Origin of the sequence: Thiosulfatihalobacter marinus, from assembly GCF_016019955.1 — a bacterium.
Lineage (GTDB): Bacteria > Pseudomonadota > Alphaproteobacteria > Rhodobacterales > Rhodobacteraceae > Shimia > Shimia marinus_A.
On record NZ_JAECRZ010000019.1, the window covers coordinates 1 to 19,019 of the forward strand.

Below are 19,019 nucleotides of genomic sequence, written 5' to 3' on the forward strand. Positions count from 1 at the left end.
GCAGCGCTCAGGCGCATAGCTTGTACGCCTTTTGTCCCATCAAACGATCAAATATGCACGCTCGGGCCTGTTACGCCATCTAGCGTTGGCATGCGGCCTGAACGAGGTTAATCTTCATTAAACTGTTACAAAGCTGCTCGCCATGAACATCACTCACTACATCGCCGAAACCGACGGCAGAAATTCGATTGCTGCCATCTGGTTCAAGCCGAAGGGGCGAAAGTCACCCAGAGTGTTTGACGTCGTCAAGGATAGGTTCGACCCGAATGAGGCAGCTGAGTATTCGGGGGCCTCTGAAGCAGAGATTACCCGATGGCTGCTTGCGCGATCAAAACCGTTCACAGGGTAATGACACCCTGCTCAGCCAATTTTTGTTCCTTGGCTCCACACCCCACGCAGAAGGGGCGCCGCTTCGGTTTGGCGAACCCGAAGTACATCACCCCGCATCCCGACATTTAGAACACCGCGATCATCAAGGCGCGCGGCTTGCGCCGGGTTACGTGTCACGGTTGCAACTGCACGCGGCAGATCATCCCAGACCCGCGCCAGATGGAAGGCCGACAGCAGCAGTGCCGAAGGAACATAGTCGGATGAGACGATGTCCAGCAGGTCCTGCTGAGCCAACGCCTCAGCGGCGACATTGCCGGAATGCGACCCACCGCGGATCAGGTTCGGCGCACCCATCATCACGGCAATACCCTGGTCCCGGCAGGCCTGTGCGGCTTCGACCGTCGTTGGGAATTCTGCAAAACCAACGCCGTTGGTGGCGGATGTCGCGACATGCTCTGCCGTCGTGTCGTCATGGCTGGCCAGAACGGCGCCCAAACGGGTTGCCTCGGCCACCGCGCCCTTTTCATGCTTTGCACCGAACCGCTCCTGAAGGCTGAGCAGGTTTTGCACATGCTCGGCAAATTCGGCATCATTCATACCACGCTTCTTGGCGACATAGGTCTTGAGCGCCGTCAGATCACGGAATTGCCGCTGTCCGGGCGTGTGGTCCATCAGGCTGACAATGCCGACGCGATCTTCGGGGCCAAAGGCGGCCAATTCTTCGAGCAACGTCTCAGAGCAGATCTCGGCGCGCAGGTGAAGAAAGTGGCTGATCTTGAACATGCCTTCCGCGCGCGCAGCCAAAAGCTCGTCGGCCAGTTTGCGGGCATAGTCGATGTAGCGGCCTTTGCCCGAATGGATGGACCCGACGCGCATGGCATCGAACACCGTAGTGATCCCGGTGGAGGCCAGTTCTGCATCATGGGCAAGAAGAGCAGGCAGATGCGGCCAATCGACCTCGGGGCGCGGCTCGATGTGGCGTTCGACATTGTCGGTATGCAACTCCACAAGACCCGGAAGCACCAGATCCCCGCCGCAATCCAAAGCCCCTCTTGGGATGCTGGCACCTTCAGTGATTTCGGAAATGACACCCGCTTCAATCGTGATCGACCCAAGCGCTACCCGATCTGGCAAAACAAGCTGAGCATTGGCAAGACAAAGGTCTGCTGACATCGAAGTGTCACATGCTTTTGCCAAAGACGATGCAGAAAAAGGGGAATTCATGTCATACGCTCGTTTCGCAATTTACTATGTGCCGCCTGAAGGCCCGCTGGCCGACTTCGGCGCGAAATGGCTGGGCTGGGATGTCTTGACGGGCCGCAAGGTGCCTCAATTCGATGTGCCCGGTTTGCATGACATTACAATGACACCGCGCAAATATGGCTTTCACGGAACTCTGAAACCGCCATTCCGCTTGAAAGAGGGTCAAACGATTGAGGCTCTTGAAGCAGCTGTGTCCGACTTGGCAGGTGTGCTTTCTCCTGCAGCTTGTGACGGACTGAAATTGACGCAGTTGGGCCGATTTCTGGCGCTCACGCCCTTTGGGCCACTGGACGGCCTGCAAAGTATCGCTGGGGCCTGTGTCCGCGATCTTGACGGGTTTCGCGCGCCTGCCGGTGAGGCAGAACTTGCGCGACGCCGCAAAGCCGGGCTGAGCAACCGGCAAGAGATGCTGTTGGCGCAGTGGGGCTACCCTTACGTCTTCGAGGAGTTCCGATTCCATATGACACTCACGGGTGGGTTGCCCGAAGGGGACGCGCCGGGTTGGATGGATACCTTGCAAGTTCACCTGCCGGATTTGTCCGCGCCTTTTGTCATGGATCAGATCGCGCTTTGCGGCGAACGGCAGGATGGGCGCTTTGAACTGATCCATCGCTATACGCTCACGGGGTGAAGCAGCTGAGCTGCGCGCGCGATTGTCTGGTTAAGCGGTCCGTCATTGGAAAGCGTGATGACGTCCAGACCTGTCGGTAGAGGCTTTGCCGCCTCGGCGAGGCGTCTGGCGATGTCGGCCTCCGACTCGCGGCCGCGTGCTGCCAACCGGGCAGCCAAGGTCTCGGGCGCTGCCGTGATGTTCAGGACGACGAAGTTTGGGAACGCATCTGCGCCGGCCTGAAGCGCTTTCCGCGAGAAGTTGGCAAGACAGTCGGTGCCCTTGTTCAATTGGTACCTGACTGTTTGAGGAATCCCATAGAACAGCCCATGCGCGCCCCAATGGACGGCGAAAGCCCCATCGCGGGCCAGATCCTGAAACTGCGCCTCAGAGACAGCGTCGTAATCCTCGCCGCCCAGACCTGGCGCGCGCGTGATGACACGCCGTACAAGGTGTAGTGCCGGCATGACTTCGGCCACGCCTTGCATCACGCTGTCTTTGCCCACTCCAGAGGGGCCAACAACCGCGATGAGACGACCTTCGGTCATGCCGCGAGCCCCGGTGTAAACCGGCTGACGTCAATCTCCCGGTCGCACACTCTGGCCCGCGCGGCCTCGTCGTGGAAAATTCCGATGATCGCCGCGCCGCGGGCTTTGGCCTCTTCAATCAGGGACAACACAACTTCGCGGTTGGTCGCATCCAGGCTCGCCGTGGGTTCGTCCAAAAGCATCGCGGGATATGTGTGAGCAAAACCGCGCGCGATGTTGACCCGCTGCTGCTCGCCTCCAGAGAAGGTTGTCGGGGACAGAGACCAGAGCCGCTGCGGGATGTTGAGCTGCGCCAGCAAGTCTTGCGCTCTTGCTTGGGCGTCCTCAGTAGGCACACCGAGGGCCCGCAAGGGGTCCGCGACAACGTCCAGTGTCGGGACGCGCGGAACGACCCGCAGAAACTGGCTGACATAGCCCAGCACCTCGCGGCGCAGCGCAATGATCTCACGGGGCTCGGCCTGAACGATGTCCAGATCGCCGATGCAGATCGATCCCGACTGCGTCAGGTAATTGCCATAAATCATCCGCATCAGGGTCGATTTACCCGCACCCGAAGCCCCGGTCAGCGCGACGCACTCCCCGGGTGCCACGTGAAGGGACACATCGCTGATGACTTCAATCACCGCGCTGCCCTGGTTGTGTAGCGTGAAGGTTTTCGAGACGTCATTTAGAGTGATCATGCGCATGTCTCCTTTGGCCAGTCGAATTGGCGTAGCAACTCGCCCTGTTGGCCGCCTGTTCGTGCAAACGGGGTTGCGGCTGGCTCGTCCGGAAAATCTGTTGTTGCCCAGACTTCGATAGGTGCCTTTCCGGGTTGGCGTGCCGTCTTTGTAAATTCCTCTACCAGCTCAGTCCCAATGCCAATCCCGCGACAGCCGGGATCGACCAAAAGCTCATCCAGCATGGCTGTATCGCCTTGGGCGACTGCGTTCGGGAAGCACCATCCAAGCGCCAGCCCCACGACGGTGTCTTCTTGACGCGCGAGCACAAGGATGGACGCGTTATGTGAAAGAACGCGTTGAATTTGCGTGCAGTCTGGCAATTCTGGCTGCCGCCAACTCTCTGGCAGGGCGGCGACCAAGAACGAAGCGACATCTTGGCAATCCTTTTTCGTAGCCTGAGTGATTTGAACTGTCATCGCTCACACCTGCAAAACGGAAGAGACAAGAAGTTGGGAATAGGCATGCTGCGGATCATCCAGCACCTGATCGGTCAGGCCCGCCTCGACCACCCGGCCCGATTTCATCACCATCAGACGGTCCGCGAGCAGCCGGACGACAGCAAGATCATGGGTGACGATGATTGCCGACAGGCCCATGTCGCGTACCAGCCCGCGCAACAGATCCAGCAGCCGCGCCTGCACCGACACGTCCAGCCCGCCGGTGGGCTCGTCCATGAACACGAGACGTGGCCCCGTCACGAGGTTACGGGCAATCTGCAGGCGCTGCTGCATCCCGCCGGAAAAGGTTGTGGGTCGGTCATCGACGCGGGCGGCGTCGATCTCGACCCGCTCCAGCCAATCCGTGGCCTTGCCGCGAATGTCGCCGTAATGCCGTTCGCCGACAGCCATCAACCGCTCGCCAACATTGCCGCCGGCTGAGACGCCCATACGCAGCCCGTCACGGGCGTGTTGGTGAACGAACGCCCAATCCGTCCGCCCCAACATCCGTCGTTCGGGCTCGGACATGGTGATCGTATCCTTGGGGCCTTCGGTGCGCGTATCGAACACGACCTGACCCGCATCAGGTGGCAGATGCCCCGCCATGCAATTCAGCAGCGTCGATTTGCCAGACCCGGATTCCCCCACGATCCCCATCACCTCTCCGGGATAGAGATCAAAGGACACGTCCGCGCAGCCGATATGTGCGCCGTAGCGTTTGGTGATACCTTGAACCGACAGCAAAGGTGTCATGCCGCGTCCTTTCCTTTGTGTCCTGCGGCGCGCCGGGCTTCGCAGTAATCCGTGTCGGAACAGACAAACATCCGCCCACCCTGATCATCCATGATGACCTCGTCGAGATAGCTGTCCGTCGCATCGCACAGCCCGCAGGGGTGATCCGCCTTGCTGGCCTCGAACGGATGGTCTTCGAAATCGAGGCTCACAACCTGCGTGTAGGGCGGCAGCGCGTATATCCGCTGCTCGCGCCCTGCGCCAAACAGCTGGATGGCGGCCATGTCGCCCAATTTCGGGTTGTCGAATTTCGGGATGGGCGACGGGTCCATGACATAGCGCCCCTCAACCTTCACCGGATAAGCGTAGGAGGTCGCAATGTGGCCGTGCCGGCTGATATCCTCGTAAAGCTTCACATGCATCAGCCCGTATTCCTCAAGGCTGTGCATCTTGCGCGTCTCGCTCTCACGCGGTTCCAGAAAACGCAACGGTTCCGGGATTGGCACCTGGTAGACGAGGATCTGATCCTCGGTCAGCGGCTCTTCGGGGATGCGGTGACGGGTCTGGATGACGCTCGCCTCTGAAGTCGCGGTGGTGGTCTCAACACCCGCGGTGCGTTCAAAGAACGAGCGGATCGAGACCGCATTCGTAGTGTCATCCGCACCTTGGTCGATGACCTTGAACGTGTCATCTGGCGTCAATACAGCGGCCGAAACCTGAACGCCTCCGGTCCCCCAACCATAGGGCATCGGCATCTCGCGGCTGGCAAACGGCACCTGATAGCCGGGGATCGCCAACCCTTTGAGGATTGCGCGGCGGATCATCCGTTTGGTCTGTTCGTCGAGATAGGCGAAGTTGTAGGCTTGATCGGTCATAGTGTTGTCACTTTCCCAAGCAAAGATTGAGCCGGAACAGATGGACCGTGATGTATACGCTTGGTTTTGGAATAATCTGGACACTTGTCGCTTTTGCCTGCTTGATCGCGTTCTCGCGTCAGGATGACTTTCAGGCGGAAACGACCCTGTACAAGGTGCTTATGACCCTGATGCCTTTTGCTGGCTTTCTGGTCATTTGGGATGGTTGGCGCAAACTTCGCCGGTTCCGCAGTGTCCGCGAAGAAGACGGCATGTTCGTGTGGACCGAGCTGGACGGCTCCGAACAGCGCAGCGACATCGATCCGCGTATCGTCTGGGACAAGGAAGACCGGAACTTCAGCGACAACTGAGGTCATTCTGCAGCCTCCGGTACACGGTCCGCGCCTGCTTCGCGTCGCAGCTTCCGCACCAGTTCCAGTTCGGACTGGAAGTCGACATAATGCGGCAGCTTGATGTGCTCCAAGAAGCCCGTCGCCTGAATGTTGTCCGCGTGATAGAGGACGAATTCCGTGTCTTGCGCAGGTGCGCCAACATTGTCTTCGCCCAACTCTTCCCAGCGGAGAGCGCGGTCAACGAGCGCCATTGAGATCGCCTTGCGCTCAGATTGGCCGAAGACCAGCCCATATCCGCGGGTGAATTGCGGTGGCTCTGTCTTTGATCCCTTGAACTGGTTAACGGTTTCGCATTCGGTCAGCGTCACCTCGCCAATCTCGATGGCAAAGCCCAGTTCGGGGATGTCCATCTCGACCGCGACCGCGCCAATGCGCAACTCGCCCACAAAGGCATGGTTGCGCGCATAGCCGCGCTGCGTGGAATAGGCGAGACCAAGCGTGAAGCCTTCATCGGCGCGGGTCAGTGCTTGCAGCCGCAGCGCGCGGTCGGCCGGCATTTCAAGCGGTTCGCGGGTCAGGTCGGGCGGCGGCGTGTCATCATGTGGAGCTTCTTCGATCAGGCCTTCGCGGTTCAGAAACTCTGTCACATGAGGCACGTCGCCTGGAATGCTTTCCCGTGTTGGAGCTTCGGGGACGCCCCCGTCAGCGGCCAGTTTGAAATCGAGCAGCCGGTGCGTGTAGTCGAAAGTCGGCCCCAAGACCTGTCCGCCCGGCAAATCTTTGAACGTGGCCGAGATACGCCGGTCGCAGGCCATTGCACCCGTGTCCACAGGTTCTGACGAACCAAAGCGGGGCAGTGTGGTGCGGTAAGCCCGGATCAGAAAGATCGCCTCGATCAGATCACCGCGCGATTGCTTGATCGCCAAGGCGGCAAGGTCAGGATCATAAAGCGACCCTTCTGCCATGACACGATCCACGGCCAGTTTCAGCTGTTCACGGATTTGCGCGATGCTGAGTTCGGCGACATCCGTATCGCCACGGCGTTCCTCCGCAAGCCAGGCATGCGCGCTTTCAATCGCCCGCTCGCCACCCTTTACAGCCACATACATCAGAAAACCTCCGTGCTGCGAGGCAAAGCCGCCAACCTGTCGCCACAGGTGAAGATGAAATCGAGCCCGAGCGGAAACAGTGCGCGGTTGCTTTGGAAGGCGCGGGTTTCCGGTAGGGACAGCGTGGCCTCAGATTTGATCCCGGGTCCACGCAGCGTCGCGCCGTCCGCTTCGAGTTCGGCACATTCCACGATCAGGGTTGTCGAGCGGTCTGGATATTCCGGCGTTCCAACGGGATAGCTGCCAAGCGGCAACAATGCGTCCCAGTCGCCCACGGCAAACATCGCATGTGATGGGCCTGTCAGCGGGGCGCCGGTGTGAAAGGCCAGCCATTTGCGGACATCGTCCGTGTCAGCCTTGCCAGCGAGATAGACAGGCGTGTCTGTGTCGCACAGGGTCAAAAGAACGGTGCCGGCCGCGACGGACAAGGCTGCGGGAGGAACGGCGCCCTCGATATCTTGAATCCTTCCCGGACGCGCCATGGCTTCCATGACACTCCGGAACGCGTGGGCGGACCCTATGGCGGGATTGTCGAACCCACCTGCCAGAGCGGTTGCCTGCATCAGTCCTCTCCCCGTGCCATTGTGAAAAACTCGACCTTCGTTGCGGCAGCTTTCTCGGCGCGGGCGGTCTTTGCGGCGGTCTGTTCCATGGCGAGCGGGTCAAGAACGGCCTTGCGGACCGCCCCGGCACTGGCTCCCTGCATCAGCGCATCGACAAGGGCGGCTGCCTCGGCATCAGACTTGCGGCGACCCTGAATATAGGCGTGACCGACTTCACCGCTGGCGAGCGTCAGCGCGCAGCGCGTGACAGTCATCTCTCCGATGTTGAAGGGCGCGCCAGTCCCACCGGCGCGGCCGCGGACCATTGTGCTGCCAATCTCAGGCGCGCGCAGCCAAGTGAATTCCGGACGCGTCATAGCGGCATCCAGCAAGGTAGCAACGCGGCCTTCCGGCGCCCTGGCAAGCAGGCCCATCCAGGCTTTTCGCTCGGCGTTCTCGTCGAAAGTGTCTTTCATCTCGACAACTTTTCCATATACTATACAACTATACACATCATAACAGATTCCCCCTCTCAGGACAGAAGAGATTTGTGAAACTTGCGTGACACTTCAGGCAAAACACCCATCTGGCAGGCCATAGCCGATGCGCTCCGCAGTGACCTAGCAGAGGGCAAATACGCGCCCGGAGACAAACTGCCGACCGAGGCAGGTTTGGCCGAGCGCTTTGGAGTCAATCGGCACACAGTACGTCACGGTATCTCGGCTTTGGTTGAAGAAGGTCTGATACGCACCCGTCGTGGTTCTGGTGCTTTCGTCGCAGCCACGCCGACGGACTACCCGATTGGGCAACGTGTGCGGTTCCACGAGAACCTGATCGCCGCGGGCAGGCGACCCGACAAGCGCGTTCTCCAGGTCGAGGAGCGTTCCGCGACGACGGGCGAAGCCAAAGCGCTGCAGATTGCCCCGGGCGATCCGGTTTGCGCCTATCACGGTCTTTCGCTTGCCGACGGTCAGCCCATCGCTGTTTTTGAAAGTCTTTTTCCTCTCGGACGGCTTCCCGGCATCAACGAGGCCCTGAGCCAAACCAGCAGCGTGACCGAAGCGCTGCGGCTCGTTGGCATATCCGACTACACCCGCGCCTCGACCCGTCTGACGGCCGTGCGGGCCACGGCAACGCATGCGCTGCATCTTCAGGTTTCGGAAGGCGACCCACTCTTGAAGTCCTCTGGTGTCAACGTGGATCATGCTGGTATGGCGGTTGAGTTTGGCCGCACATGGTTCGCCGGCGACAGGGTGACGCTGACACTGGAAGGCTAGGTCTCGTATTTTTCGAGAAAGGCTTCAGCCGCGAGGGACCGAAAATCCGGAAGCGCTTGCCGGATATACTCGTGCGACCAATCCCACCACGCCAGTGCGATCAGGCGCTCGGCGATCTCGGGTGGTTGGCGCACGCGCAGCACTTTGGCCGGTGTACCTGCGACAATGGTGTACGGGTCCACATCCTTGGTCACGACGGCGCCCGCGGCAACGACCGCTCCATCGCCTAGGGTCACTTCCGGTTTGATCATTGCGCCTGCACCGATCCATGTGTCATGGCCGATATGGGCCGTGCGAGACCGGCGGTGCGCAAAGAAGTCCTCATCCCGTCCGGCATTGTCCCAGTAGTCATCCGACCGATAGAGGAAGTGATGACAGGCCGCCGTTTGAAGCGGGTGGTCGGTGGCCCCGATCCGCGCAAAGGCCGCGATGTTGGCGAACTTGCCGATCTGCGCATTGGCGACGTCGGCATAACGGTCGCAATAGGAGTAGTCACCGAAATAAGAATTGTTGACCCGGCTGCCTTTGCCAATCTCGATATAAGCACCAAAGGAACTGCCGGTGATTTCGCAGTCCGGGTGAATGAACGGAGTGTCTGCCGAAAGCCGTGCCATCAGTCCTTGCGTCCAATCAGCTTGCCGCGCAGCCAGCCCGAGAACCAATCCATGAACATCACCATGACCACGATCAGGACGATGTAATACGCAACCTCTTCCCAGTCCTTCTGGGTCTGGATTGCTTGGGTCAGCATCAGGCCGATACCACCGCCCGTGATTGCGCCAATGATCGTGGCCGAACGCGTGTTGGATTCCAGAAAGTAGAGGATCTGCGCCAGCAGCACCGGCACAACCTGCGGGATCACGCCGAAGCGGTAACGTTGAAGAGGCTTGGCGCCCGTGGACTCCACGCCTTCGATTTGTTTTTGGTCGACGTTTTCCAGCGCTTCGGAGAAAATCTTGCCGAAGGTGCCAGTATCGGTGATCAGGATCGCCAGCGCACCTGTCAGAGGGCCGGGTCCAAAGGCACGCGCAAGAACCACGGTCCAGATCAACGCATCTACGCCGCGCACAAAGTCAAAGACCCGGCGCGTTGCCGCGCGCAGCATCATGACGGGCGAAAAGCGTTTCGCCGCCATAAAGGCCAGTGGCAGCGCGATGATCGCCGCACCCATGGTGCCAAGGAAGGCCATCAGGATCGTTTCGCCAATCGCCCAGGCGACATCCTTGTGTCGCCACATGGCATTGTTCCACCAGTCGGAAACCGCCCCGGCAATATTGGACCGCGATGGATCGATCTGTTCGCCGAACAGGATCTTGCCAAGACCTTGCCCATGATAGGGGCTGTCGAGAGTAAACCAGAACAGTTCCCACCCCGGGAAATAGTTGAAGACTTCGGTTCGCGCCCCTGTCAGGGTGATGCGGCCCTCGGGTGTGGTGATGCCGATGCGCCGGTTCGAGGCGGAAATCCAATCCGGCAGGTCAGCGGGCAGGTTGCTGGTCAGGCTGCGCCCCTCGGCCCGAACTTCGATCAGCGGGAACCCCGGCAACTCAATCTCGGTTCGGTTGTCCGGAAGGTAGCGCACTATGTGATCGCCGCCCAAATCAATGGTGATGACCTCATCGCCGCTCACCCATTCGGGCCGTTGGCCTTCAGGATATGTGCCTTTGCGTTCGCCTTCGACAGCATAGGTGATCTCGCCGGACCGGTTATCGCGGGTCACGTGCACCTTGTGCGACCAACTGTCAGAGGCCAGCGTGACCGCGTTATCGAGATTGGCACGCCCCGCCAGCCCGGCAATATCGAATGCAAAGAAGATGTAGACCAGATAGGCAAAGATAACTGCGGGGATGCCAAAGCCGACAAGGCGCTTTCGCTGAAACAGTTTGTCGGCGTCCTGTTTGGTCAGGCTCAGATCGGTCGCGGTCATTGGCCTTGCCCCTCGGTCAGTCGGTTGCGATAGCGGCTGGACACTTGATCGAAGAAGACAATCGTCCCGAAGAGCAGGACAAAGATGGCAGCGGCCTCGTCAAAGCGGCCCGGCCCCCATGCCATGGCATTGCGAAGCTCGTAGCCAAGGCCGCCTGCACCCACAAAACCCAGAATGGCAGAGGCGCGGATGTTGATCTCGAAGCGCAGCAGGGAATAGCTGAGATAGTTCGGTGCAACCTGTGGCAGCACACCCAAAAGCATGCGCTGAGACCAGGTTGCGCCGGTGGAGGCGAGGCCCTCGACCGGCTTCAGATCGGCATTTTCAGCCACTTCGGAGAACATCTTACCCAGTGCACCGGCCGTGTGGATCGCAATGGCGATCATCGCAGGCACAGGTCCGCCGCCTAGCACGAAGATCAAAACAAGTGCGATCACGATCTCTGGCACAGCGCGCATAATGTCGGAGATGCGGCGGAACAAAGGGATCAGGCGAGGCCATTTCGCGAGGCCACGCGTCCCGAGCAAGGACAGGAACAACCCGCCAATGGCTCCAATCAGGGTCGAGACAGCGGCAATGTTGATCGTTTCAACAAGGGCCGGGAAGTATTTGGCGATCAAGCCGGGCAGATCGGCTCGTTTTCCCCAGGCTTCTGACAGGACGTCGGCAGGATAATCACCGATCTGGTGCAAACCTTCCCAGAAACCGCCAGCGTTGCGGTCATCAGCGATGTTGAAACCGGACACCATGAGCACGACGAAAATCAAAAGCGTCAGACCACCGTAAAGCCGGCGTCTTTGAACCTGCGCCATATAGCTTGACTGGATGCTGCCCACGCTTTGTGCCGCGCCGCCTAAGGAAATGTCCGCCATGCTGCCCCCGGATACAAAAATACCGACAGGCCCGAAGGCCTGCCGGATACCTCATGAAAATGACTTAGCCGCCGATTTTCGCTTTGCGCGCTTCGACGATCGAGATGTAGGTATCATGGGTGACCGGCTGGAAGCCCAGCGTGTCACCAGCGGCCACACCATAGGCGCAATCAGGGTCACGCTCGTGCAGGCCATCGACCAGAGCCGTCATTGTCTCGCGGACATCTGCAGGCAGCGCTTTGCGGAGCACGACGGGGCCCTCGGGGATCACGTTCGATTTCCAGATTTGGACCATGTCGTTCATATCGACGAGGCCAGCATCAACCGCCTTGCGCAGCGCGCCGGAGTTGTAGCCGTCTTCCCAGTTGCCCTGGCCATCAGCCCAGGTCACGCCACCGTCGATGTCGCCGTTGTTGACTGCAACGATGGTCTGCTCGTGGCCGCCCGTGAACTTCACTTCACCGAAGTACTCGCCATTCTCCATTGTGATGCCGTCTTTGTACTGCGGGATCTCGATGGACGGGATCAGGTAGCCGGACGTGGAGTTCGGGTCGCCAAAGCCAAAGACTTTGCCTTCCATGTCGTCCAGCGAAGTGATGCCGCTGTCCTTGCGGGCAAAGCCGATGGAGTGGTAGCCAATGGAGCCGTCCACGTTGACCTTGATCAGCACAGGCTCAACCGCTTCGGGATCCTGAAGGTAGGTTGCGGCATACGACGAGGCGCCCAGCCACGCCATGTCGATGGTGCCGCCCAGCAGGCCCTGGATCACGCCGTTGTAGTCGGCGGGGGCAAAGAGTTTGGTTTCAACGCCAAGCGCTTCGGTCGTGTAGTCGGCAAGGCACTGGTAGGAGTTCATGCGGTCTTGTGCGTTTTCGCCACCCAGAATGCCGATGCGGAATTCGGTAATTTCCTGAGCGAAAGCGCCGGTGCTGAGCGCGGTTGTGGCGGCAAGCGCCAGTGCGAGGGTCTTTTTCATCTTTGTCTCCAAGTTTGATGCCCTATCGCCTGTCGGCAACTCGAGGGCGGGGTTGATGAAGGTGGCCCGCGAAAGGCGCGGGTGGCAGCTGGCTCAGACGTAGGCTTCCGCTCTGCGGACCTCCGGTCTGTCCAGTGTTTCGATTTCTGTGGATGTGGCGGCTTCCGAGAAGTCGGCACCGGCACCATAGATGTCACGCGCAACGCCGGTGGTCAGTTGCTCTGGCGTGCCATCAAACACGATCCGTCCGTCACGCATCCCGATGACGCGATCACAATAGCGCCGTGCGGTGTCGAGCGTGTGCAGGTTGGCGATGACCATGCGCCCGTCCTCTTCGTGAATCCGGCGCAGGGCCTGCATCACCACCTGGGCGTTCATCGGGTCGAGCGAGGCAATCGGTTCATCGGCGAGAATGATCTTGGGATCTTGCATCAACGCCCGCGCGATGGCGACGCGTTGCTGCTGACCGCCTGAAAGGGCCTCCCCGCGTTTGGGGGCCTGTTCAGCGATGCCAAGCCGGTCGAGAATTTCGATGGCTTTGTGAATGTCCGATTGCGGATAAAGGTTGAACATCGTCGCGAAGGTCGAACGTTTGTTAAGCGTCCCGTGCAGCACGTTGGACACCACATCCATGCGCGGCACGAGGTTGAATTGCTGGAAAATCATCGCACAGCGGGACTGCCAATCCCGTTTGGCGGCACCGCGCAGGGCGCTGATCTCTTCACCTTCGAACGTGATTGTTCCGCTGGTGGCGTCGCTGAGGCGGTTGACCATCCGGAGCAGCGTGGATTTACCGGCCCCTGAACGACCGATGATCCCGATCATGGTTGGTTTGTCTACGGAGATGTTGGCTGCATCCACAGCCGTCTTATCTCCGAACCGCTTGGTCAGCGCGTCGATTTTCAGCATATCGCCCCCATGTTTAGGGGGCGGATAAGGCTGCTACGCTACATCTGCGTGACAGTTTTGATTCAGTTTCTTGGCATTTGCGAAACGGATTTGTGACAGCAAACGTTCTGAAAGACGAGCGTGGGACAGTGATCAACCGCACGCAGTAAGGAAATTTTATCCACAAGCTGTCATAAATCTGTTACATCCGTCATTCTGGCCATCTATGCTGTGACCATGATCAATCGACTTTTTCTCGTGCTGACGATTTGTGTCACTGCGCCAACCCTTGCAAGGGCCAAGATGTCGGATGTCAGCTGTGATGACAGCGCGCGTATGCTTTCGATGCTGACCGAGGTTCTCGGGGCTGAACGTCAGGGCATGGGACTGCGCGACCCCGAAACCATGCTGGAAGTGTGGGTCAGTCCACGGGATGGCGAATGGATGATCGTGCAGAATTACGCGAATGGCACGTCTTGCATCGTGGCCATGGGCGAAAATTGGGAGGCTGGTCTGGCTGGACCAGCCTAGGCCCCTGCTTCTTCCAAACGGTCGGTCGCGGGAGCCGGGCGCAGAGACAGCGCTCCGATCTGCGCGTATTGCTCCACAGTTAAGCAAAAACTCAAGGCATTCAAAGACGGTTCCAACTGCTTAGCATTGCGTCCACTGATTATCGGAGCAGAAACAGCAGGATGTTTGGCGGCCCATGCCACAGCCAAAGTGGCAGGGTCAGTTCCCCATTCACGGGCCAAAGCGGACAGGGACTGCGCCGTCTCCGCCATCCACAGCTGCCCGTATCGGGCCGCATAGCGTTTGTCCGTCGAAAGACGCCCTTCGCCGCCGCTCTGGTACTTGCCCGTGAGCAAACCGCTGCCCAAGGGTGAATAGGGTGCGACGGCAATATCTTCGGAAAGCGCCATCGGGAAAAGCTCCACCTCAGCCTGTCGCTTGACCAAGGAATACATGGGCTGGATTATGTCGATGCGCGTTCCAAGTTGTTCGGCAACGGCTTGTGCTTTCATGACCTGCCAGGCCGCGAAATTGGACACCCCAATGTGCCGAATTTTTCCTTGGGCCTGCAACTCGGACAGTGCTTCGAAGGTTTCAAGCAAAGGGGTCTTGGGATCCCAACGGTGCAGGTACAAGATATCGACGACATCCAGCCTAAGACGAGATAGGCTTTCGTCGAACTGAGTCAGAATATTCTCGCGGCCGCTGCCCCCGGTATAACCGGTTTTTGTCGCTACTATCAGCGCGTCGCGGTCCTGTTTGATGAAGCCGCCCAGCAATTCCTCGGACTGACCGCCTGTATACGTGTGAGCTGTATCGAAAAAGTTGATACCTGCTTCTCGGCAAGCGTCGAACATGACGCGGCTTGCAGCGGCATCTGCAGTCCCGCCGAATTGCATGCATCCAAAACACAAGGGAGACGCGTCCTTGCCATCGAGTGCCTTTAGCCTGACCATGCGTCCTGTTCCAGATTTGGTTTGCCGGTCGAGGCCGCTTAGACTGACCGCGTGAAGGTTTTGTGACAACTGCGCCAACCTTTGCTTTCAAGGTTCGGCCGCTACACCAAAATCACCAGTGATGGCCTTGGTCGAAGACATCTAAAGAAGTGGCAGGTGAATGCGAAACAGCAGTTCTTCGCCTCCTCCATGCGTTAGAGCTTTGTCGCGGCGCTCTACCAGTTGCCCACCGTTCTTTTCGATCACGCGGATCGAGGCCGTGTTTCCCGGGTCGGTCGTAAGGTCCACGAAGGTCAGGCCTGTGCGCCGCGTTTCGGGCAAGAGCGCGCCAAGAGCTGCTGTTGCCAGGCCCTCGCGCCTGCGCCATGGCACAACCGCATAACCGATATGTCCGAGACAAGTCGGTGGCAGGGCATTGGTACCATGCTGCCATCTCAACTCGATACTACCGCAAAAGCCGGCGTGCCAAATCCACCGACGGAAGCTTGGAAGGCGCTTCACGAAGTTGCCGTCTTGAAGTTGGATATCGCCGCCGCGCGCGTCGGGATCATCAAGAGATGCAATGAAGCCCTCAGGATCCAAGGAGATCGCGTGCAATTCCTCTGTCGCCGCCTCTGGCCGGGTGGTGCGAGGTGACCAGCCGGTTTCAAGCGCGGCGCGATAAGCGTCCAGATACTCCAGCGACGGCGTGACGAGCCGCATCTACCGATACTTTTCGATGAAGGCGTCGATCTCCAGCGCGCGGATGTCTGGCAAAGCTGCCTTGTAGGCATCATGGCTCCAATCCCAGACGGCGATCTCTTGCAGGGCGTGGGCCTGCGCCTCGTTGAAACGGCGCTTGAGGACACGCGCTGGCACCCCGCCGACCACGGTGTAGGGCTCCACATCCTTGGTGACGACCGCGCCCGCGCCGATCACGGCGCCCGTCCCGATGGTCACGCCAGCGGTCACGGTCACCCCATGCCCGATCCAGACATCATGGCCAATCGTCACCCAATCAGCTTTGCGCCATTCGAAGAACTCATAATCGTCGGATCCAAGCCCATAAGCTTCGGCACGATAAACAGAATGATGCTGCACAGCGCGCCATGTCGGGTGGTTTCCGGGATTGATACGGGTCGAATTGGCAATCGAGCACATCTTGCCGACCGTAGTCCAAACCACGTGGCAGTCCTTGGTGATGTATGACCAGTCGCCCATGGAGCCGTGCTTGAGAATCGTGCCCTTGCCAACCTCGGTCCACATGCCAAGCTCGAAATCGTCAACAATGGGACCCTCTTGGATGGTGGGCGTTTCGGAAAGCGCGTTCTTGGAACCGGCTCCGGCCATCAGTGCGCGCCTTCCCATTTGCCGATCACACGGGTGCGGATCAGGCCGGAGAGATAGTCAACCATGTAGACCATGGCGATGATCAGGAAGATGATCGTCCAGACCTGATCCCAGAACAGTCCCGAGATCCGGTCCGACAACATGAAGCCGATCCCGCCTGCACCGACAATGCCAAGAATCGTGGACGAGCGGACATTGGATTCAAAGTTGTAGAGCATGATCGACAAGTGCACCGGCAAGACCTGCGGCATGATGCCAAACAGAATCGACTGGAACCGCGATCCGCCCGATGCGACCACGCCCTCAACGGGGCGTTTTGACGTGTTCTCCAATGCTTCAGAGAAGAGTTTACCGAACGTCCCGATTTCAGAGACCGCGATGGCGAGAATGCCTGCCAAGGGCCCCAAACCAAATGCACGGATGAAGATCAGGGCGAGGATCAGAGTTTCAAACGCACGGATGATGTCATAACCGCGCCGTGCCGAATGGCGCAGCCAGAAAATCCGGTTGATGTTTTTGGCTCCGAGGAAGGACACTGGAAAGGCGATAATCAGCCCGAGCACGGTACCGAGGAAGGCCATGGCGACGGTTTCGCCGAGGGCTGTGAACACCTCGACCCATTCGGGCCAGGTTTCCCACAGATGCGGTGGGAACATGAATGAGACCACAGTTCCGAGCCGCTGGAGGCCAACCCAGATCCGTTCAGGTGAAAAGTTGAAATCATAAAGGCACCAGGCAAAGAGCCCAATGAAAAGCGCCCAAAGGCTGATCTTGCGCAGGCGCACGGCGGGTGTGTCGCGAAAAGCCTGCGGCTGCTTGTCCATCCAGTCTTTGATTTGCGCGTCGGTTGGGGTCATGTCGCTGGCCCTTTCTCAAGTCCGATGACCCGATGGCGTAGCTTCTCTGATCCATAATCAATGACCATGACGGTCACAAAGATGATCAAAAACAGGGCCGACAGGTCTGTATACTCTTGCAAAGACAAGGCCTCGCGAAATTCCTGACCTAGCCCGCCAGCGCCGACATAGCCGATAATGGAAGAGGCGCGCACGTTGATCTCGAAGCGCAGCAGCGTGTAGCTGATGATGTTCGGCATGACCTGAGGCACGGCTCCATAGCGGATTTGGTCGAACCAAGTGCCGCCTGCCGCCTTCACACCTTCGAGCGGACGCATATCGATGTTTTCGTTCACTTCCGAATAAAGCTTGCCCAATGCCCCCGCCGTATGCAGACCAATGGCCAGAACACCGGCCATTGGCCCGACCGAGAAGCAAAATACAAAGATCAGCGCCCAGACCAGTTCCGGCACTGTGCGCGCGATCTCAAGATAGCGCCGACAGATCCAAAGCACCCATTTGTTTGGGGCAAGGTTGCGCGAGGCGGGGAAGGACATCACAAACCCGCCAAAGACGCCTAGTGCCGTTGCCATGAAAGCGATCAGCACTGTCTCGATCAGAAGGTTCAGCCAGACCTTCCAGCGCCAGAACCATTCGGCGAAATCCGCGCCTAGGCTGTCCCACCGCAAAGCGGGCAGCGTTTTTTCGATGAACTCGCCCAACCGTGGCAGGCCTGCAGGAATGATCCAGCGCCATTCGCGCGAGCCGTCAGACAGCGTGACCTGCGTGACCTTGAAGAAATCTCCAAGCCATGCCGAAAACGCGAAGAGCGCAAAAAACAGGACACTTGCGATCAGCCAGCCGAGTTTTGCGCGCCGCCTTTGGGCCGCGTAGTCCAATTCAAATTGGTCCATGGGACGCAAAGACGTCACGTCGGCAGCTACGGTCATTTTGGTATCCCAATCCAAATGGACCCCCGCCGGATCGGCGAGGGTCCAAATCTGTAAGCTTACGAACGGCGCTGCTTTTTCAGCCAGTCACGCATGTCCACGATCCACTGGTAGCGCTCTTGATCGACCTCTATCCAGCCTTTCTGGGTGGAGGTCTCACCGCCGGACATTTCCTTGAATGCCGCAGGGTCTTTTTCCGGGATTTCCATAACGGCTTTGGTCATCGCGTCCATCAATTCCTGAGGCAGGTTTGCGCGTGCCGTCAGAGGTCCAGAGGTGATTTCGGGCGACTGCCAGATCGCGCAGGCTTCGCCTTCCGCAATCATTCCCTTTTCGACCATACGCTGGACGATGCCCGAGGTTTCGTTGGTCTGATAAGTGGCTGCGGCGTCAAACGTACCTTGCACGACACCGGCCACGCCAGCCTCATGCGAGCCGGAGAAGGGGATGGCCGAGAAGTAGGTCTTGGGGTCAACTTCCTTGGCGAGGTTGAAGTAAGGCACGGCGTAGCCCGAGGTGCTGTCAGGGTCGGCAAAGGCCAGAACCTTGCCTTCGAGCGAAGCCAGATCATTCAGGCCGCTGTCGCAACGAGTCACGATCACCGAGTAATAACCCGTCGAGCCGTCGTTCTGCACGCGGCTGACCAGCGGAACAACGCCGCCGTCGGTGGCCGTGTAGGCGGCGGCATAAGAGGACGAGCCGAGGAAGGCAAATTCGATCTGATCGGCGCCAAGCGCCTGGATCACACCGTCATAAGCGCCTGCGGTGAAGATTTCGACTTCGACGCCCAGTTCCCGCTCGAGGTATTCCTCGAACGGCGTGTAGCGCGCGATCCGATCTTTTTCGTTCTCACCCGACAGGATGCCGAATTTGATGACTTGGTAGTCTTCTTTCCAGTCCTCTGCGACGGCAGACGTCGCAAGCACTGCGGCCACAGCAGTTGTAATAAAGTATTTCATGGTCAGGTCCCCCTGGGTTGGTTTGGCGATTGGATAAGG

At 59.1% G+C, this 19,019-nt stretch carries 24 protein-coding genes; 4 read left to right on the top strand and 20 right to left on the bottom strand.

The genetic code is table 11. The features are described from left to right. Positions 1-360 precede the first annotated feature (360 nt). On the bottom strand, positions 361-1,503 hold the full coding sequence (locus tag I3253_RS18225) for an alpha-D-ribose 1-methylphosphonate 5-triphosphate diphosphatase (protein WP_232272189.1): 1,143 nt from the start codon (positions 1,501-1,503) through the stop codon (positions 361-363). A gap of 4 nt (positions 1,504-1,507) precedes the next feature. Here I3253_RS18225 and I3253_RS18230 point away from each other — a divergent pair, with 4 nt between their 5' ends. Further along, positions 1,508-2,224, top strand: a complete 717-nt coding sequence (locus tag I3253_RS18230) for a DUF1045 domain-containing protein (protein ID WP_332262148.1) — start codon at positions 1,508-1,510, stop codon at positions 2,222-2,224. Here the strand turns inward: I3253_RS18230 and phnN are convergent. Genes phnN through I3253_RS18255 form a run of 5 tightly spaced genes read right to left on the bottom strand, consistent with a single transcriptional unit; the run spans position 2,206 to position 5,517 of the window. Next, positions 2,206-2,751: a phosphonate metabolism protein/1,5-bisphosphokinase (PRPP-forming) PhnN gene (phnN, locus tag I3253_RS18235; protein ID WP_197919252.1), complete on the bottom strand. Its 546-nt coding sequence runs from the start codon at positions 2,749-2,751 to the stop codon at positions 2,206-2,208. The two genes, I3253_RS18230 and phnN, sit on opposite strands and share 19 nt — an antisense overlap. After that, positions 2,748-3,431 carry a phosphonate C-P lyase system protein PhnL gene (gene phnL, locus I3253_RS18240; protein WP_197919253.1) on the bottom strand — a complete coding sequence of 228 codons (684 nt, stop codon included), beginning with the start codon at positions 3,429-3,431 and terminating at the stop codon, positions 2,748-2,750. Before phnL ends, phnN begins: the two co-directional genes overlap by 4 nt. Continuing rightward, a complete protein-coding gene (locus tag I3253_RS18245) occupies positions 3,428-3,889 on the bottom strand; it encodes a GNAT family N-acetyltransferase (protein ID WP_197919254.1) in 462 nt (153 codons plus the stop codon). Before I3253_RS18245 ends, phnL begins: the two co-directional genes overlap by 4 nt. A 3-nt stretch (positions 3,890-3,892) precedes the next feature. Further along, complete coding sequence (gene phnK, locus I3253_RS18250) at positions 3,893-4,663, bottom strand: phosphonate C-P lyase system protein PhnK (RefSeq protein WP_197919255.1); 771 nt, start codon at positions 4,661-4,663, stop codon at positions 3,893-3,895. Beyond that, positions 4,660-5,517 carry an alpha-D-ribose 1-methylphosphonate 5-phosphate C-P-lyase PhnJ gene (locus I3253_RS18255; protein ID WP_197919256.1) on the bottom strand — a complete coding sequence of 286 codons (858 nt, stop codon included), beginning with the start codon at positions 5,515-5,517 and terminating at the stop codon, positions 4,660-4,662. Before I3253_RS18255 ends, phnK begins: the two co-directional genes overlap by 4 nt. A gap of 50 nt (positions 5,518-5,567) precedes the next feature. Here I3253_RS18255 and I3253_RS18260 point away from each other — a divergent pair, with 50 nt between their 5' ends. Beyond that, positions 5,568-5,867: a hypothetical protein gene (locus I3253_RS18260; protein ID WP_197919257.1), complete on the top strand. Its 300-nt coding sequence runs from the start codon at positions 5,568-5,570 to the stop codon at positions 5,865-5,867. Positions 5,868-5,869: 2 nt separating this feature from the next. Here the strand turns inward: I3253_RS18260 and I3253_RS18265 are convergent, their stop codons facing one another. From I3253_RS18265 to phnG, 3 genes are read right to left on the bottom strand one after another with little or no spacing between them, the layout of a single operon-like run. Next, a complete protein-coding gene (locus I3253_RS18265; RefSeq protein ID WP_197919258.1) occupies positions 5,870-6,958 on the bottom strand; it encodes a carbon-phosphorus lyase complex subunit PhnI in 1,089 nt (362 codons plus the stop codon). Then, the gene (gene phnH, locus I3253_RS18270; protein ID WP_197919259.1) at positions 6,958-7,521 is read right to left on the bottom strand and encodes a phosphonate C-P lyase system protein PhnH; all 564 of its coding nucleotides are present in this window, start codon (positions 7,519-7,521) and stop codon (positions 6,958-6,960) included. Before phnH ends, I3253_RS18265 begins: the two co-directional genes overlap by 1 nt. After that, positions 7,521-7,976 (bottom strand): phosphonate C-P lyase system protein PhnG, encoded by a 456-nt coding sequence (gene phnG, locus I3253_RS18275; protein ID WP_197919260.1) that lies wholly within the window; start codon positions 7,974-7,976, stop codon positions 7,521-7,523. Before phnG ends, phnH begins: the two co-directional genes overlap by 1 nt. Before the next feature lie 81 nt (positions 7,977-8,057). Between phnG and phnF the strand changes: the two genes are divergently transcribed. Then, positions 8,058-8,777 carry a phosphonate metabolism transcriptional regulator PhnF gene (gene phnF, locus I3253_RS18280; protein WP_197919261.1) on the top strand — a complete coding sequence of 240 codons (720 nt, stop codon included), beginning with the start codon at positions 8,058-8,060 and terminating at the stop codon, positions 8,775-8,777. Here phnF and I3253_RS18285 read toward each other — a convergent pair. The 5 genes from I3253_RS18285 to phnC form a co-directional block, all read right to left on the bottom strand. After that, positions 8,774-9,391 (bottom strand): DapH/DapD/GlmU-related protein, encoded by a 618-nt coding sequence (locus I3253_RS18285; protein ID WP_197919262.1) that lies wholly within the window; start codon positions 9,389-9,391, stop codon positions 8,774-8,776. The genes phnF and I3253_RS18285 overlap by 4 nt on opposite strands. After that, positions 9,391-10,704: a phosphonate ABC transporter, permease protein PhnE gene (phnE, locus tag I3253_RS18290; RefSeq protein WP_197919263.1), complete on the bottom strand. Its 1,314-nt coding sequence runs from the start codon at positions 10,702-10,704 to the stop codon at positions 9,391-9,393. Before phnE (I3253_RS18290) ends, I3253_RS18285 begins: the two co-directional genes overlap by 1 nt. Continuing rightward, on the bottom strand, positions 10,701-11,576 hold the full coding sequence (gene phnE, locus I3253_RS18295; protein WP_197919264.1) for a phosphonate ABC transporter, permease protein PhnE: 876 nt from the start codon (positions 11,574-11,576) through the stop codon (positions 10,701-10,703). Before phnE (I3253_RS18295) ends, phnE (I3253_RS18290) begins: the two co-directional genes overlap by 4 nt. A gap of 64 nt (positions 11,577-11,640) precedes the next feature. Then, complete coding sequence (phnD, locus tag I3253_RS18300; RefSeq protein ID WP_197919265.1) at positions 11,641-12,552, bottom strand: phosphonate ABC transporter substrate-binding protein; 912 nt, start codon at positions 12,550-12,552, stop codon at positions 11,641-11,643. Between the two features lie 93 nt (positions 12,553-12,645). Continuing rightward, on the bottom strand, positions 12,646-13,461 hold the full coding sequence (gene phnC, locus I3253_RS18305; protein ID WP_197919266.1) for a phosphonate ABC transporter ATP-binding protein: 816 nt from the start codon (positions 13,459-13,461) through the stop codon (positions 12,646-12,648). Positions 13,462-13,677: 216 nt separating this feature from the next. Here phnC and I3253_RS18310 point away from each other — a divergent pair, with 216 nt between their 5' ends. After that, the gene (locus tag I3253_RS18310; protein WP_197919267.1) at positions 13,678-13,971 is read left to right on the top strand and encodes a hypothetical protein; all 294 of its coding nucleotides are present in this window, start codon (positions 13,678-13,680) and stop codon (positions 13,969-13,971) included. On the opposite strand, the gene I3253_RS18315 is transcribed toward I3253_RS18310, so the two are convergent. From I3253_RS18315 to phnD (I3253_RS18340), 6 genes are all read right to left on the bottom strand, one after another. Beyond that, positions 13,968-14,906: an aldo/keto reductase gene (locus I3253_RS18315; protein WP_197919268.1), complete on the bottom strand. Its 939-nt coding sequence runs from the start codon at positions 14,904-14,906 to the stop codon at positions 13,968-13,970. The two genes, I3253_RS18310 and I3253_RS18315, sit on opposite strands and share 4 nt — an antisense overlap. Before the next feature lie 141 nt (positions 14,907-15,047). Next, positions 15,048-15,608 carry a GNAT family N-acetyltransferase gene (locus tag I3253_RS18320; protein WP_197919269.1) on the bottom strand — a complete coding sequence of 187 codons (561 nt, stop codon included), beginning with the start codon at positions 15,606-15,608 and terminating at the stop codon, positions 15,048-15,050. After that, complete coding sequence (locus I3253_RS18325) at positions 15,609-16,235, bottom strand: DapH/DapD/GlmU-related protein (protein ID WP_197919270.1); 627 nt, start codon at positions 16,233-16,235, stop codon at positions 15,609-15,611. After that, positions 16,235-17,092, bottom strand: a complete 858-nt coding sequence (gene phnE / locus I3253_RS18330; protein WP_197919271.1) for a phosphonate ABC transporter, permease protein PhnE — start codon at positions 17,090-17,092, stop codon at positions 16,235-16,237. Before phnE (I3253_RS18330) ends, I3253_RS18325 begins: the two co-directional genes overlap by 1 nt. Continuing rightward, positions 17,089-18,021, bottom strand: a complete 933-nt coding sequence (gene phnE / locus I3253_RS18335; protein WP_197919272.1) for a phosphonate ABC transporter, permease protein PhnE — start codon at positions 18,019-18,021, stop codon at positions 17,089-17,091. Before phnE (I3253_RS18335) ends, phnE (I3253_RS18330) begins: the two co-directional genes overlap by 4 nt. A gap of 59 nt (positions 18,022-18,080) precedes the next feature. Further along, positions 18,081-18,980, bottom strand: coding sequence for a phosphonate ABC transporter substrate-binding protein (phnD, locus tag I3253_RS18340; RefSeq protein ID WP_197919273.1), 900 nt, complete (start codon positions 18,978-18,980; stop codon positions 18,081-18,083). Between the last annotated feature and the right edge of the window lie 39 nt (positions 18,981-19,019).